The organism is Kitasatospora sp. UYEF31 (genome assembly GCF_057291755.1).
In genome coordinates this window covers 59,162-73,455 of the sequence record NZ_JBXAWK010000031.1, presented here as the reverse complement: position 1 = coordinate 73,455, position 14,294 = coordinate 59,162, and the positions used below count along the sequence as shown (strand labels likewise).

The 14,294-nt window shown below is 69.4% G+C and carries 18 protein-coding genes and 1 pseudogene; 10 read left to right on the top strand and 9 right to left on the bottom strand.

From position 1 onward, the window contains the following. Positions 1-224 precede the first annotated feature (224 nt). From AC0Z36_RS17215 to AC0Z36_RS17200, 4 genes are all read left to right on the top strand, one after another. Positions 225-974 carry a response regulator transcription factor gene (locus tag AC0Z36_RS17215; protein ID WP_485463782.1) on the top strand — a complete coding sequence of 250 codons (750 nt, stop codon included), beginning with the start codon at positions 225-227 and terminating at the stop codon, positions 972-974. Beyond that, on the top strand, positions 971-2,401 hold the full coding sequence (locus tag AC0Z36_RS17210) for a sensor histidine kinase (RefSeq protein WP_485463781.1): 1,431 nt from the start codon (positions 971-973) through the stop codon (positions 2,399-2,401). Before AC0Z36_RS17215 ends, AC0Z36_RS17210 begins: the two co-directional genes overlap by 4 nt. Positions 2,402-2,589: 188 nt before the next feature. Continuing rightward, positions 2,590-3,069 (top strand): hypothetical protein, encoded by a 480-nt coding sequence (locus AC0Z36_RS17205; RefSeq protein WP_485463780.1) that lies wholly within the window; start codon positions 2,590-2,592, stop codon positions 3,067-3,069. A gap of 198 nt (positions 3,070-3,267) precedes the next feature. Continuing rightward, entirely contained in the window at positions 3,268-3,501 is a 234-nt protein-coding gene (locus AC0Z36_RS17200) for a transposase family protein (RefSeq protein ID WP_485463786.1), read from the top strand. Positions 3,502-3,747: 246 nt separating this feature from the next. On the opposite strand, the gene AC0Z36_RS17195 is transcribed toward AC0Z36_RS17200, so the two are convergent. The 6 genes from AC0Z36_RS17195 to AC0Z36_RS17170 form a co-directional block, all read right to left on the bottom strand. Then, a complete protein-coding gene (locus AC0Z36_RS17195; RefSeq protein ID WP_485463779.1) occupies positions 3,748-4,521 on the bottom strand; it encodes a hypothetical protein in 774 nt (257 codons plus the stop codon). A 128-nt stretch (positions 4,522-4,649) separates the two neighbouring features. After that, a complete protein-coding gene (locus AC0Z36_RS17190) occupies positions 4,650-4,853 on the bottom strand; it encodes a hypothetical protein (protein WP_485463778.1) in 204 nt (67 codons plus the stop codon). 98 nt (positions 4,854-4,951) lie between these two features. Beyond that, positions 4,952-5,833: a metallophosphoesterase family protein gene (locus AC0Z36_RS17185; RefSeq protein WP_485463777.1), complete on the bottom strand. Its 882-nt coding sequence runs from the start codon at positions 5,831-5,833 to the stop codon at positions 4,952-4,954. Positions 5,834-5,893: 60 nt separating this feature from the next. Continuing rightward, positions 5,894-6,451 carry a GNAT family N-acetyltransferase gene (locus AC0Z36_RS17180; protein ID WP_485463776.1) on the bottom strand — a complete coding sequence of 186 codons (558 nt, stop codon included), beginning with the start codon at positions 6,449-6,451 and terminating at the stop codon, positions 5,894-5,896. A gap of 176 nt (positions 6,452-6,627) precedes the next feature. Further along, positions 6,628-6,933, bottom strand: a complete 306-nt coding sequence (locus AC0Z36_RS17175) for a hypothetical protein (RefSeq protein WP_485463775.1) — start codon at positions 6,931-6,933, stop codon at positions 6,628-6,630. Between the two features lie 64 nt (positions 6,934-6,997). After that, complete coding sequence (locus AC0Z36_RS17170) at positions 6,998-7,609, bottom strand: GNAT family N-acetyltransferase (RefSeq protein WP_485463774.1); 612 nt, start codon at positions 7,607-7,609, stop codon at positions 6,998-7,000. Between the two features lie 193 nt (positions 7,610-7,802). On the opposite strand from AC0Z36_RS17170, the gene AC0Z36_RS17165 reads away from it, so the two are divergent. Beyond that, positions 7,803-8,219: a spore-associated protein A gene (locus AC0Z36_RS17165; RefSeq protein WP_485463773.1), complete on the top strand. Its 417-nt coding sequence runs from the start codon at positions 7,803-7,805 to the stop codon at positions 8,217-8,219. A 155-nt stretch (positions 8,220-8,374) separates the two neighbouring features. Here AC0Z36_RS17165 and AC0Z36_RS17160 read toward each other — a convergent pair whose 3' ends face one another. Together AC0Z36_RS17160 and AC0Z36_RS17155 are read right to left on the bottom strand one after the other, a co-directional pair. Next, positions 8,375-8,713 carry a P-II family nitrogen regulator gene (locus tag AC0Z36_RS17160; protein ID WP_485463772.1) on the bottom strand — a complete coding sequence of 113 codons (339 nt, stop codon included), beginning with the start codon at positions 8,711-8,713 and terminating at the stop codon, positions 8,375-8,377. Beyond that, positions 8,710-9,075, bottom strand: a pseudogene (locus AC0Z36_RS17155) (ammonium transporter); the annotation flags it as partial. The gene AC0Z36_RS17160 and the pseudogene AC0Z36_RS17155, both read right to left, overlap by 4 nt. Before the next feature lie 13 nt (positions 9,076-9,088). On the opposite strand from AC0Z36_RS17155, the gene AC0Z36_RS17150 reads away from it, so the two are divergent. The 5 genes from AC0Z36_RS17150 to AC0Z36_RS17130 all read left to right on the top strand — a co-directional run bounded on the left by AC0Z36_RS17150 (position 9,089) and on the right by AC0Z36_RS17130 (position 13,778). Next, positions 9,089-9,862 (top strand): hypothetical protein, encoded by a 774-nt coding sequence (locus AC0Z36_RS17150; RefSeq protein WP_485463771.1) that lies wholly within the window; start codon positions 9,089-9,091, stop codon positions 9,860-9,862. Between the two features lie 5 nt (positions 9,863-9,867). Further along, complete coding sequence (locus AC0Z36_RS17145) at positions 9,868-11,691, top strand: hypothetical protein (protein ID WP_485463770.1); 1,824 nt, start codon at positions 9,868-9,870, stop codon at positions 11,689-11,691. Beyond that, on the top strand, positions 11,679-12,218 hold the full coding sequence (locus AC0Z36_RS17140) for a hypothetical protein (RefSeq protein WP_485463769.1): 540 nt from the start codon (positions 11,679-11,681) through the stop codon (positions 12,216-12,218). The genes AC0Z36_RS17145 and AC0Z36_RS17140 overlap by 13 nt, the downstream gene beginning before the upstream one ends. A 40-nt stretch (positions 12,219-12,258) precedes the next feature. Continuing rightward, positions 12,259-13,170 carry a phage baseplate protein gene (locus AC0Z36_RS17135; RefSeq protein ID WP_485463768.1) on the top strand — a complete coding sequence of 304 codons (912 nt, stop codon included), beginning with the start codon at positions 12,259-12,261 and terminating at the stop codon, positions 13,168-13,170. A 206-nt stretch (positions 13,171-13,376) separates the two neighbouring features. Continuing rightward, positions 13,377-13,778 carry a hypothetical protein gene (locus AC0Z36_RS17130; protein WP_485463767.1) on the top strand — a complete coding sequence of 134 codons (402 nt, stop codon included), beginning with the start codon at positions 13,377-13,379 and terminating at the stop codon, positions 13,776-13,778. An 11-nt stretch (positions 13,779-13,789) separates the two neighbouring features. Here the strand turns inward: AC0Z36_RS17130 and AC0Z36_RS17125 are convergent, their stop codons facing one another. Next, positions 13,790-14,257, bottom strand: coding sequence for a hypothetical protein (locus AC0Z36_RS17125; RefSeq protein ID WP_485463766.1), 468 nt, complete (start codon positions 14,255-14,257; stop codon positions 13,790-13,792). Positions 14,258-14,294: the final 37 nt, after the last annotated feature.

Genomic DNA, 14,294 nt, shown 5'->3' with positions numbered 1-14,294 from the left:
GCTCGTCCGTGAGATCACTCGGGTACGGCTTGCGATCAGTCATCCCGCTACCCAAGCGAACCTCGAACGCCCGACCGGCAGAGATGCCCCAACGTCACCCCATCGAGCGACACCAAACCCGGGCATTACGGTGCGAACCGCACTCTGATGGCGCCGCCGGGAACCCCAACTGCTGACTCTTCGTCAAGCGGAACCGGAAGCACCTCTTCGCGGACGGAGCACCAGTGACCGACACCCCGGGTGACCCCCTGATCCTCGTCGTCGACGACGACCCCGGCATCCGCCGCGCACTCGACCGGGGACTGCGACTGGCCGGCTTCCGGGTCCGGACCGCCGCCGACGGGCGGGAAGCCCTGGCCGGAGTGGCGCAGTCCCCCGTACCCGACCTTCTGGTCCTCGACGTCTGCCTGCCGGACACCGGCGGCACCCATGTGTGCCGCACCCTGCGCGCCGCCGGACTCGACCTGCCCGTGCTCATGCTCTCCGCCCTCGACGAGACCGCCGACCGGATCGCCGGCCTGCAAGCCGGTGCCGACGACTACCTGGTCAAGCCCTTCGCCTTCGAAGAACTCGAACTCCGGCTGCGGGCCCTGCTGCGCCGCCGGCCGCCCGCGGACCACGGCGCCCTGCGTTTCGGCCCCGTGGCTCTGGACCCCGAACGAAGGGGTGTCACGTACGACGGCGAAGCCTTGAGCTTGACCAAACGGGAATTCGACCTGCTGGAAGTGTTCGTCCGCAACGCCGGGCTTGTCCTGACGCGCGATCAGCTCCTCGACCGGGTCTGGGGCTACGACTTCGACGTCCGCACCGATGTCGTGGACACGTTCATCAGCTACCTGCGGCGCAAACTCGAAGTCGACGGACACCCCCGGCTGCTGCACACAGTGCGCGGCGTCGGTTTTGTCCTCCGTGAAGTCCGTGAAGTCCGTGAAGTCCGTGAAGTCCGTGAAGTCCGTGCGGGGGAACCCCGGTGAGACTGGCGACCAGACTGGCACTGGCCTGCGCGATCGTCGTCCCGCTGCTCGTCGCCCTCGCCGGCACGCTGCTCGTCCGGCTTGTCTCGCACGACCTGCGCACTCAACAGGACAGTGCCCTGCGGCAGCGCGCCGCGGCCCTCGCCCCACAGGCCCAGTCGCTGCTCCGCGCGGTGACCCGTGAGCAGGACAAGGCCGAACGCACCCGCACCGCGCAGCTCTACCTGGCCGCGTTGGACGACGGCGTACGGCTGAACACTCCGGACGGGGTCTTCCACGCCGGGCCGCAACCCGCCGACACCGTCCGGCTGCCGGCCGCGGCCCGCAGGCCGGTGACCGTGACCGACGCCGGACACAGCTGGCGGGCCGTCTCCGTGCCGGTGTCCCTGACCCGCCCGGCGACGTTCGCGACCTTGTGGGTCTTCGCACCGCAGGACCGGTTGAAGCACCAGCAGAACGCACTCGACAACAGGGTGCTCCTCGTCTCCCTGCTCGCCGTGCCGCTCTCCGCCCTCGTGGGTCTCGCGGTCTCGGTACGGGCCACCCGTTCCCTGCGGGCCCTGCGCCGTCGCGCCGCCGGGCTCGACCCGAGCACGGACAGCACCCGCGACGTCCACGCCTCCACCGGAGTGGCCGAGGTCGACGAACTCGGCCGGACCCTGGACACGGTCCTGGCCCGGTACGACGAACAAGCCGCCCGTACGGCCGAAGCGCTGGGAACCGCCCGCTCGTTCGGCGCTGTCGCGGCACACGAACTGCGCACTCCGCTGACCAGCATGCGCACCAACCTGGACATCCTCGAACGGCATCCGGAGCTCACCGGGGCGGACCGGGGGGTGATCCTCGCCGATGTACGCGAGGAACACACGCGGATCCTCGGCCTGCTGCGGCTGCTCCGGGAACTCACCCAGGGGGACTTGGTGGGGGAGGACGACTTCGACCCGGTGGATCTCGCGGAGCTGGCGGAGGCCGCTGTCGCCGCGGTGTACCCCGGAGCGATGGTCGACGCGGCAGGCCCGGTGCTCGTGTACGGCTGGGAACCGGGGCTGCGCATGATCCTGGACAACCTCCTGCGCAACGCAGCCGTGCACGGCGGACGGAGCGTCAGAGTGTCGGTCGCCGCTGGGGATTCCTACGCAGGACTCGCCGTCGAGGATGACGGGCCAGGCATCCCGCCCGACCGGCGCGGGCGTGTCTTCGACCGCTTCCACCGGGGTCCGGACAGCCCTGGTTCGGGGCTCGGGCTGACCCTGGTCGCACAGCAGGCCGCCCTGCACGGCGGCAGCGTACGGATCGGCACCCCGTCGTCCGGCAGCGGGATAAGGGTCGAAGTACGACTCCCGTACGACCGCGGACAGGGGGAGCGGGTGCGCCGCGACTGGCTGGCGCGTCCGGCGGCACCGGACCAGGCGCCACAGCAGGACTGATTCCGGGCAACGGAGTCCGGTCAACTGAGCCGAGGCAACGGAGTCCGGTCACAGGGATTCCACAGGAAGCAGCCCTACTGTCCCTGACGTCGGACACTCCCGGCTTGCGGCACGTGCGCAGGAGACGAACCGGGAACAGAGACGAACCGGAAACAGGCACCAGGGGAGGCGGAACGATGCGTGGACCGATGAGCAGGTTCGGTCGGAAGCGGACGGTCGGGGCGGTGGCGCTGCTGCTCGGCGTGGGACTGGCCGGGGCGGGCACGGCCTACGCGGACGGCGGTTCACCGGCGCCTTCGGCGCCGGCCTCCGCCGCACCGGCGAAGGGGCACCCGAAGCTGTGCAAGGCGGGCGCGGACAAGCGCCTTGACAAGTCGATCGCCAGGCTCCAGGGTGCCGCCACCGTCAAAGGTTCGATCGCGGCACTCCAGGCCAGGGTCGACAAGGCCAAGGCGGCGGGGCGTACGGAGATCGCGACCTTGCTGCAGGACAAGTTGACGGCCCGCCAGGCCAGGCTTCCGGAGCTGCAAAAGGAGAAGGCCGACCTGGCGAAGGTGAAGACCTGGTGCGACGCCCAGCCGAAGAAGCACCCGAAGGGGCAGCCGCAGACGCCCGGCCAGACCCCGAGCCAGAAACCGAGCGGGGCGCCGAGCCAGACCCCGGGTTAGACACCGAGCCGGGCGCCGAGCCAGACCCCGGGTTAGACACCGAGCCGGGCGCCGAGCCAGACCCCGGGTTAGACACCGAGCCGGGCGCCGAGCCAGACCCCGAGTTAGACACCGGGTTCCGGCAAGATCTACTTGATGGAGTGACGGACTGTCACCGCAGCGGCATCGCAGCTACGGTGTGATGACTCTTTGAGTGTCGTGATCCCGCACCCGGACGGAGTGGTCGTGGAACAGGTGAGCCGCGCGGGCGCGACGGTGTGGATCTCCGCCCCGACCCGCGCGGACACCTCGTCTGCGTGCCTGGATTGCCGGACTCCGCCGCGTCGGGTCCGCAGCCGCTACCGACGCAAACTGGCGGATACCGCGACGGGCGGACAGTCGGTGGTCATCGACCGCTCCGCACGACGCCTGTTCTGCGACGAACCGGCCTGACCCCGCTGCACCTTCGCCGAACAGGTCGAAGGCCTGATCGTGCGCTACGGCCGCCGCACCCCGGTACTGGCAGCAGCGGGCGGACTTCAGCCCATTCGGTGGCGGTCATGTCCGAGGGGTGGCGCAACAGCTTCTGAGCAGGGAATTGGTGACAGTTGATTACGCGACTTCACCAGACCCAAAGGCCGAAACGCAGCCGGGCCCGGACACTCTGAGGTGTCCGGGCCCGACGGGGTCGTACTTGATTCAGCTCTTGAGAGTAACCCTGAGGTTCTCGACCTGCTTCTTCGTCAAGGCCTCATCGGGCATCGGAGCCGAAGCCCCAGCCAAATCGACGCCCGCGAACTGCGCGAGCGTGGTCCCGACCCGGACGATAAGGAAGTGCCCGATCGCCTTCTTGCTGCCCATCGATATTTCGGTTTTGGCCATGAAGGATGCGTCACCGACGGCCGGATGGTCTACCTTGGTGAACTTGAAGTCGGTCTTCTTCCCATTCGCTTTGGTCTCCGCGAAGGAGGAACACGTGGCGAGAGCTTCCACGCCAGCCTTGTAGAGCTTCTCCGCCTCGCCAGGCTTGAATGCCGCGGTATTGAAACCTCCGAGCTCCTTAGCTGCGGCGGTCTTGATCGCCCCGTCGAGGGCAGCCACCTGCTTGATGTCCGCGCTCTCTCCGTTCATCAGGTCCAGCAACGGCTGGCAGTTCGACTTGTCCGCCGTGCCGCGGGAACTGTTGTCTGAGGTCTTCGTCGTGAGGGTCTTCCCGGCCGGGACATCTCCGTGGGTCAGCGCGGTGGCCTTGAGCTGCTCGAGGGTCAGTACCTTTGTGTCACCGCCGCCAGCGGTCTTGGGCGCCTGGGAAGGTGCGGGTGCAGCGGCAGATGCCGCCGTGTCTGCGGCCTTCTTGTCATCGCTGCCGCAAACAGCCGTGAGCAGCAGGATCGGGACAACAGCAGCGCGGGCAAGGCGCTTGTGGAACGTACGTATGGTGAAGGAACCCCTGTGGGTGTGCGCATGGATCAAGATGGACGGGCTGAACCTACGGCACTCCCGTGCAGGCCCGATGTCCCTTTCGCTCATTGCTGGTCATGATTCTCAGCCGAGTTGACAAAGAGAGGTGTGGCGTAGTCTCTCCGGGTTCTAACGGGAAGTCAGTATTCGTCGTGCGGCAGCCACCACGCATACGGCTCCGACTGCGGCCGCCCCTCCGGCGAGTCCTCCCCTGTCTCCTGTCGTCCGTACGGCGTCAGGAACTGTTCCTCCAGGCGTACGGAATCCTGCAGAAGGTCTTCGCCGGGCTCTTCGCCTGCGCTGTCGCGGGGGTCCTGCGGGCCCGCTGCCGCGCTTACAGTCAATCTGTCCCGTGGTTCACCCACACGGTGATGTGAATGGAGCCGGTCGAAGCGGCCCGGTGTGAGCCGGAGCGGTGTGGAACGGACGTCGGCCTGGTGCTTCAGCCGAGGACGAGCCAGGAGTCCCGTGCCTGATAGCCCTTGACGTCGTACGAGGCCGCCGGATCCGCGGCGAGACCCTCGACGCGGGTCCCGCCCGGGAGTTCCTGGGTGTAGCGGAAGTGCAGATGCCCGTGCACGGCGACAGCCGGCTTCAGTTCGTCGACCAGCCGCTGGACGCGCTCCTGGTTCGGGTGGCACTCCGGGTAGTCCTTGCGGTTCCACGACGGAGTGGCCGCGCGCGGCTTGTCGTGGGTGAGCAGGACGTCCACCGCCGTACGGTCGGCGAGCACGGCGAGCAGTTCCTCCTCGGTCGCCTCCTCCCCGGGGAACCATAAAGTCCCGGCGAAGTCCTGGACCACCTCGGCGGGGCGCCCGGCCGCCACCCGGTACTTCTCTTTACGCACGGCCTTCTTCCGCAGCCGCCGCTCGTCCTCAAGCCGGAAGTCCTTGTCCAGCGACAGTGCTCCGCCGAACGCCAGGAACCGCGTGCCGTCCCACGTCCACCGGTGCCCCCGCGGTGCGTACCGGACCCGCGGACGCACCACCACAAAACCCTCTTCGTCCCGCTGCCCGCCGTGCTTCTCCAGGAGCACCGCCGCGTTGTCGTGGTTGCCGTCGAGGAAGTACACGGTCACCCCACGCGACCGCGCGGCCTTGTGCACTTCGTCGAGGAACCGCGCACCGTCGGCCTGGTGTTCCCAGTAGCCGAAGTCGCCCACCTGGAAGATCCTGTCCGCACCCCGTTCGGCGGCGACGTCGAGGAGGAGCCGCAGATGCCCCAGGTTGCCGTGGGTGTCCCCGGCCAGCAGGACGCGCACCCGCTTCTCCTTCAGTCGTCCGGCGATCTGATCATCATCGGCGGCCCGGCCGCGCCGGAGCAACGCATACAGCGGACAGCGGACAGCGGGAGTTCCGTCAGCCCACCAGGGCCGGGGCGCGCTTTACGGCGCAGGGTCCGGGTCCGAGACGATTCTGCCGTGCAGGTGCTCGTCGTGCCGGGTGCCGTCCGAGTTGGGGGAGACGCTGCGCAGTGTCCCCTCCGTCCGGAAGCCGGCGCGCAGCGCCACCGCGCAGGACGCGGTGTTCCGCACGGAGTGGTACAGCTGCACCCGGGACAGGTCCAGTGCTCCGAACATCCACCGGGTCAGCACCTGGACGCTCTGCGAGGCGACGCCGCGCCGGCGGGCGTGCGGCATCACCCAGTAGCCGATTTCGCCTATGCCGAAGTCATGGTCGACGGACTGCGCCGAGACGTTTCCCAGGACCTCACCGGTGACGGCGTCCATCACCGCGAAGGAGTAGTGCTTGTCCTCCTCCCAGTGCTTGAGCCGGTTGGCCAGCCACAGCTCCGGGTCGTCCCGCTGGGAGCTGATGGACGGTGTGGCCGGCATCCACCGGATGGTCTCCTCGTCGTTGAGCGCGATACGTACTGCGTCAACGTCGTGTTTGTTCCAGGGGCGCAGTTGCAGCGAGCCGGCGGCGATCTCAACAGGTTCCATGGAGGCCATTGTCCTCAACCAATTGTTCGACTGCGACTGCTTTGCCGATGAACCGGAACGGCGTACGGACAAGGAGCGGTGCCCGGTCCAGGGGATTCCGCACCGGGCACGCCGTCCTTGTGTCACTGCTGTGCGGTGCCGGCCCCGCGGTCAGCCGTCGCCGCGCGGGCGGGACTTCAGCCCTCGGCGGCCTCGCACTGCTGCGCGCGGTGCGAGTCCGCGTCGCCCAGCTGGTCCTCACGCAGGGCCTGCTTGCGGAGGTTCGTCGCCTTGGCGCCGGAAGTCTTCTTGGCCTGGGCGTAGAGCTGGGCGGCCTTGTAGTGGTGCTGGGCGGCCGTCCGGTGCAGCTGGGCGATGTCGCACGTGATGGGGCCCGCCTGCGCGGGCGCGGCGGCGGCGATGCCACCACCCACGGCGAACAGCATCGCCATGGCTGCGCCTGACACGGCCTTCTTCCAGGAGTTCAAGGATGCGTCCCTCATCTGGAGGAGTCGAACCGGCCCGTGGGCCGGTCCCCGTCCCGACCGACAGGTTGATCGACGCCGGTCAGCCTACAGCTGCAATGCCCTTTCGCCCGGCTGCCGTTGACGCTGCGTCATGGGGCAGGCCGGCCCGTGGGGCCGGCGGTCGGTCGGTCGTCAGTCGGGCGTGCAGGTGTCCGTCGCCGCGCGGCCCGCCTTCACCCGGGTACATGCCGCGCGCGACGCCTTCGAAGAGGAAACCCGTCCGTTCGGCCACCGCGCAGGACGCGGTGTTGTCCACCGCGTGGTCCAGCGTGATCCGGCCGAGGTTGAGCCCGGCCCCGGAGAACGCCCAGCGCGCCACCGCGTCCGTACCGCCCGAGGCGACTCCGCGGCCACGCCCTGCGGGCAGGACCCAGTAGCCGATGGACCCCGTGCCGCGGTCGTGGTCGAGGGCCTTCAGGCCGACCGAGCCGAGTACGGTGCCATTCGCTGTGTCCGTGACCGCGAAAGTAAGCCGTACGCCGTCCTCCCAGGCCTTGGCCCGGCCGCGCAGCCATTCCCCGGGATCGCCGGAGAAGTGCCTGATCCACCGTTGGATGGCCGGGTCGGCCATGGCGACCCGTACGGCGTTGACGTCTTTTTCTTCCCACGGGCGCAGGAGCAGCGCGCCCGCGATGATCTCAACCGGTTCCATGCGCGCATTGTCGCGGACCCGCGTTGAGCCATTCGGGAGACCCCGGCGCGATCCGTGGGGTCTATGTCGAAATGTCGTGATAGGACCTTGATCAACAGAGGTCGTCGGTCAATAGGGGCTGCCGGTCAACGGAGGTCGTCGATCAGCACCTTCGCCGGTCAACGGAGTTCGCCACCAGACGGGGAGTCAACAGATGTCGCAGCGGGTCAAGGCTTGGATCGCGCGGTTGGCCGCGGCGGCGCTGGTGGCCGTCGGCGGTGTCGTGCTGCTGCCGGGTGCGGCGGCGCACGCGGCGACGTACAACAATGCCTGCGGGGCCGGTTACAAAGTCGTCGCCACACTTCCGATCGCCTCGACCGGGCACACCTTCCTCACGTACAACTCGGCGGCCGGCAAGAACTGCGTCGTCACCGTACGGGACGCCAAGGGCAGCGCGGTCTTCATGAACGCGTGGGTCGGCCTCGCCGGGGCCAGCTCAGGACAGGAGGACCCCGGCCACTACACGGAGTACGCCGGGCCGGTGTATCTCAGCGCCAAGGACAAGTGCATCGACTGGGGCGGCAACATCGGCGGCGACGGCGCGCAGCAGCTGAGGTCGCACTGCACCTGAGGTCGCACTGCACCTGAGGTCGCACTGCACCTGAGGTCGCACTGCACCTGAGGTCGCACTGCACCTGAGGTCGCGCCGGACCTCACCTGAGGGACCGCCCAGCGGACACCGGAGGGCCGCACCCGCCGAGCGGGTGCGGCCCTCGGCCATGTTCCTCAGAGCGCGTCGGATCCGCGCTCACCCGTACGGACCCTGATGACTGTTTCCACAGCCACGCTCCACACCTTGCCGTCGCCGATCTTGCCCGTCCGGGCGGCCTTGGTGATGATGTCCATCAGGTCGGCCACATCGTCGTCCTCGACGACGACCTCAAGGCGGATCTTCGGCACCAGGTCGACCTGGTACTCCGCGCCCCGGTACACCTCGGTGTGCCCCCGCTGCCTGCCGTAGCCGCTGGCCTCGGTCACGGTCAGCCCGTGCACGCCGAAGGCCTGCAGGGCCACCTTCACATCGTCCAGCCGGTGGGGCTTGATAACCGCGGTGATCAGCCTCATGCGTCCTTGTCCACTCGTCCAAGAGGGGCCTTGTCCAAAGCCCCGACCAGGTGGGACGCGCCGCCCACTGATCCCAGATCGTAGGCGGTCTCAGCGTGTACGGACAGGTCCAGACCGACGCTTTCCTGATCGGCGGTCGCGCGGAAACCGACCGTACGGTCGATGGCCTCGGCGATGAGATAGGTCGCCCCGAAGGAGAAGGCCGCGCACGCGGCCACCGCGACGAGTTGCTTACCGAGCAGACTGGCCCCGCCGCCGTGCAGCAGCCCCTCGGGGCCGCCGGTCATCGGCTTCCAGGCGAAGAAGCCGATGAGCACCGTCCCCACGACCCCGCCGACGAAGTGCACACCCACGACGTCGAGCCTGCACGGCAACTTGAACGGACGCGGCCCGTACACGGACGCCGACCCGCTCAAGGTCATGCGGGACGTGTGGGCGTACGCCCAGACCGAACAGCCCGACTCGAACCTCGGCGTTGCCGTGTCCACGTCCGGCAGCGGCTCAGCACCCCGGGTGGGCACCGCCGAACAGCCGCTCAAGAGCGACTGGTGGGAGAACACCACCCTGGCGTCCATCGTCGACAAGGTCACCGGAACCGTCGACCAGCCCGACTACGCCGACACCGTCCGGTGGGGCCCGGACAACACACCCCAGCGCGGCGTCACCGTCGCCTGGCCCCGCCTGGGCTCCCGCCGCACCGACATCACCTTCGCCACCGGCGTCAACATCACCGAAGAACCCAAACTCGTGTGGGACGGCGACGAATACGCCCAGACGATCATCGGCGGCGGCAACGGCGAAGGAAAAGACCGGCTGCGCGCGGGCGACTCCGAACGCGACGGGACGCTGCGCCGCGAGGCCGTGTGGGACGCCCCGGAGGAAAAGAACTGGTGGCGGCTGTACACGCGGACCCGGCAGATCCGCCAGGCCCGGATGCAGTCCCCCACCGTCGACCAGATCACCGTCAAACAGCACCCCAACGCGCCGTTCGGGTCATGGCGGCTGGGCGACGACGTGAAAGTGCGCGTCACCACCCCGTGGCTGCGTTTTGAAGCGTGGTGCCGCATCACCGGCTGGACGGTGCGCCCCGCCAAAAACGACGCCGTCATCGACCTCGAATCCGCCGACCTGTACGCGTACGGAGCGTGAACCCCGTGGCCGACTCCCCCGCCCGCACCCTGGCCCGCCTGGTCGCCCAGGTCGAAACGCTCTCCCGCACCGACCGCCTGGGCAACTCCTCGTTCAGCACCGGCCGCATCCGCCAGTACGACCCCGACGGCACGCTGCGGACCGAAATGGGCAACCTGCCCGACCGCACCACCGGCGTCAACGTCGTCAACGGCCCGCCGCCGCCCCGCCCGACCGCGCCGGCCGTCACCCCGGTCCTCGGCGGACTGCGGGTCGGCTGGGACGGCACGTTCACCGACGCCCTGGTCGCGCCGCTGGACTGGACCCGCACCGAAGTGCACGTGGGCGACACCGCGGACTTCACGCCCGCCGCCGCGACGCTGCGCGACACCATCGAGACCGCGCAGGGCGGGCAGGTGACCGTCACCCTGCCGTACACCCCCTGGTGGGTGCGACTGCGGGCCCGCACCACCTCCGGGCGCGCCGGAGAGCACTCCCCGGCGGTGTCCGGCACCCCGCGCAGGGCGGGGAACGCCGACATCGTCGCCGGGGCGATCACCGCGGACCTGCTGCACGCCGACGCCATCACCGGCAAGACCATCACCGGCGGCACCGTCACCGGCTCGGTCATCAAGACCGGCGACGCCGGGGCGCGCCTGGAAGTCCGCCCCACAGACCCGTACTTCAACACGCCGTCGATGATGCTGTATCCGGACACGGCGGCGGCGATGACCGTCCCGGGCATGATCTCCACCACCGCGCACACCCCCCGCAACGCCCCGCCCGGCGAAGCCGACCCGCCGCCCGACACCGGCTGGCTCAACCTGTACGCGCCCGCGCCGCAGGACACCCAGATGGCCAGTCAGCTCCAACTGCGCACCGGCACCCCCGCCAAGACCGGCGGCGTCAAAGCCGTCGCCGGAGTCGCCCACGTCCTGGCCGACGACGGCTCGGGCGTCCTGACCTGGGGCACGGTCCCCGGCTCCGGCGAAGCCCAGGTGAACCTGGTAGCCCGCCCGCAGGGCGACCCACCCGACCAGCTCCGCACGTACCTCACCGTCACCGACGGGCGCATGTCCGCCTGGTCGGGACGCCACCTCAACAACCAGTACATGGAAAACGGCTCCCAAGTACACCTGCGGGTCGACGCCGACCCGGCCAAGGACCACTCCCTGACCAAATGGGGCAAGCCCGGAACCGATCAACTGCGCCACGACCGCACGTTCGCCATGGGGCAGGAGAACACGTCAGTCGCCACCCTGGTGTACGACAACACCACCGGCTTCAAACGCAGCTTCATGCACCTGAAACTCGCCCACAAGCCCGGCTTCGAGTCCTACCTGTCCGCCCGGGACGGCGACGGCCCAGGCCGCACCGAGTACGTGTCGGCGATCAGCAAGGACCACTTCCAAACGGTCCGGATCGTGTTCGTGGGCGACGTCCTGGACCACGCGGAAACGGTCCTGTGGGTCAACATGCAGCCGCCGGCCCCGGGCACCTACCCGACCCACTTCATCAACGGGTTCTGGACCTGCGCCCCGTGGACGGCCGTCACCGCCGCCTCCGGCTGGACGGCCAACGCCGCCGTGGCACGCCTGGAACCCGACGGGACCGTGCAGCTCGCCGGGGTCCTGACGCCGTCCCCCGCCCCGGTCAAGGGCGCACTGATCGGCACCCTGCCCGCGCAGGGCACCCCCAAGGGCGACCGCAAGGTCACCGTGCCCGTCACCGACGGCGGCGGCACCGGCACGTTGTGGATCAAAGGGACCGGTGAGATGCGCCTGCTGGGCTGGTCCGCCACCCCCGTGTTCGTCTGCCTGGACGCTGTGAGGTTCACATGGAGCAAGTAGCCGACGAAGCGGCACTGTTGGGGCCGGTCGGCACCCGGGCACTGGACACGTACCAGGGGCGCCTGTACGACCAGGCTTTGGCGGAGAACGCCGTGTACGACCCGGGCGACCGCGCCAGCCACGAACAGGCTGTGCGCGAACGCCTGGCGCAGTTCCTCCCCGGCACCCCCGCCCTCCGGCTCGACTTCGCCCACGTCGAACCGCCGCAGGGCACCTGGCGCGCCAGCGCCGTAACGGTGCACGACGGCGCCACGACACTCCAGTTCCGCGCCGCGTCCCGGGGCCCGTACCTGGTCGCGTTCACCCTCACCGGACCGTGCCCCGGCTGCACCCGGCCGGTCACCCTGTTCGACCTCTACCCCATGGGGGACCTCGGAGCGGCACTCGAAGAACAGACCTCGTGGGGGCTGCGCGACCACTGGCCGCTCGGCGGTATCTACCCCATGAGCGTGCAGTTCCGGCGTGACCCGGCGCACCGGCCGAACTGCGCCTTCGCCGACGCCCCGTTCGAGGTGCCCGCCGCATAATCGCCCATCACCGCAACCGTCTTCACGAAAGGCCCTTCCCATGCTGACGTCAGATCCCGTCCCGCCGTCCCGCAGGTTCGACCTCACCGCGGCCTCGACAATCCTCGCGCAGGCAGTCCACACCGGCAGTACCAGCACCGTCATGCAGTCCCACGCGGTCGACAGCGTGCACCAGCACATCTACACCGCGCAGGTGCGCAGCCGCCTGGGCGGGAACATCCGGATCAGCCGCCTGACCGCTGCGGGCGTCCTCATCGACGAGATGACCGTGAACGGTTTCGGGCACGGGACACAGATCGGCGTGGAACCCGTCGGCGATGCCGCCTACATCTGGGTGGAGGCCGCCGCCGAAGTGCGCGGCGACGCGGCGTGGGGCACGCGGATCGCGCGTGTGCGGTACACGCCGGGCGCGACCCTGACCGCAGCGTCGCCGCAGGTTCGGGTGTTCGACCTGCTGCCGGGGGAGGCGGTCTACGGGACCAGCGTGGCGCTGGATCCGGCGTACGGGCGGCTCGCCGTCAACTACAAGATCAACAAGAGGGCGTACTTCCGGGTCCACGACCTGGAGGGCGTGAAAATGGGCGAACCGCCGCTGGCCCAGATCGACGCGCCGCCGCTGCGCAACCCGGGCACCAGTGCGCAGGGCTTCGCGCTGTACGGCAGCCACCTGTACACATACGAAGGCACGGCGTACGGCAGCCCCGGCTCGGAACCCGGAGTCGGCAACGCGTGGATCACCTGCACCGACCTGAGGACCGGCCTGACCGTGCAGCAGGAGTTCATCGGTGACCTGGCCGACCTGGCGGCCCGCGAACCCGAGGGCCTGGCCGTCCGTCTCCCGGACCTGGACGACCCCACCCGCGCCGAACTGGTCTTCGGCTTCGCGTCGTGGGTCGGCGACGGTCCCCGTACGGCCGCCTTCGCCGCCAAGGCACTGCTCGTCGACCCGTAACCCGCACCCCACTGCCGCGCCGACCGCCCGGCGGGTTTGCGGCAGGACGCTAACACGCCAGGCCCGGCAGCATCTGCCGTGCGGTGGGGATCGCAGAAGGGAGGGGTGCCCGCGCGGGCCGTCGGTTGAGCAGTCGGCGGCCCGCACGGGCCCTCCCCCGCTCCGCCTTCGGCTTCGGACAGCAGGGACAAACGACGGTGGACTCGATGACGATGCAGGTGATGGTGCCTGTCGCCGTCGCCGTACTCGGCTTGACCGGGCCACTGCTGGCCCACCAGCTCCAGCGTCGCGCCGCCGAACGGGCCGAGCTGACCGAGCAGGACGACAGTCACCGCACCGGGTTCCGTGAAGTCCGCGAGGGCTACACCGCGCTGCTGACCGAACTGCGGGAAACCGTCGCCGGACTGCGCGACGAGATGGCCACCATCAAGGCCCGCGTCACCGACCAGGAACGCAAGATCGAACGCCTGGAGCAGGCCCGCGACAGCGACCGGCGGCGCATGGGCGTCGCCCTGACGTACATCCGTGATCTGCGCAGGCTGCTGACCGACCATCATGTGCCGGTCCCTGCGCCCCCGCCGACGTTGAACCGCGACCTGCGGGACTGACGGCCGCCGGGTCAGACGATGCAGCCCGGCCCGGTGGACGGGTGACGGGCCTGTTCGTCTATCCAGCCTTGTGCCGAAGCCCGGTAGGCACGTTCGGCTTCGACGGCGGTCTTCTCGGCCAGCCATGCCGCGCGGCTGCGCTTGGTCGTGTACAGGGTCCGCAGTACGGCCAGCGCGGCGGCGTCGTCCTGGTCCTGTGCGCTGAGCGCTGTCCAAGCGCGGGCTATCGCCGCGTCGGCCTGCACGGTCTCCCAGCGGCCGGTCTCGACGGACTGTTCCCAGTGCTCTTGTGTCTGCGTGTCGGCGAAGCCGGCGAGGGCTGAGCGGACACCGGCGGCAATGTGGCTGGCGAGTCCGGCGGCTGCCGCCTGTTGCTTGACAGTGAGGTAGTGCTCAGCGCCTTCAGGGACGCGACTGTAGATGGAGGCGGCGCGTACGTCCTGGTCGGCCTGGGCCTGCCATTCTGCGCGGGTAGGCAATGACCGGCTCATACGTTCTCCGGGTTCGTACGGATGG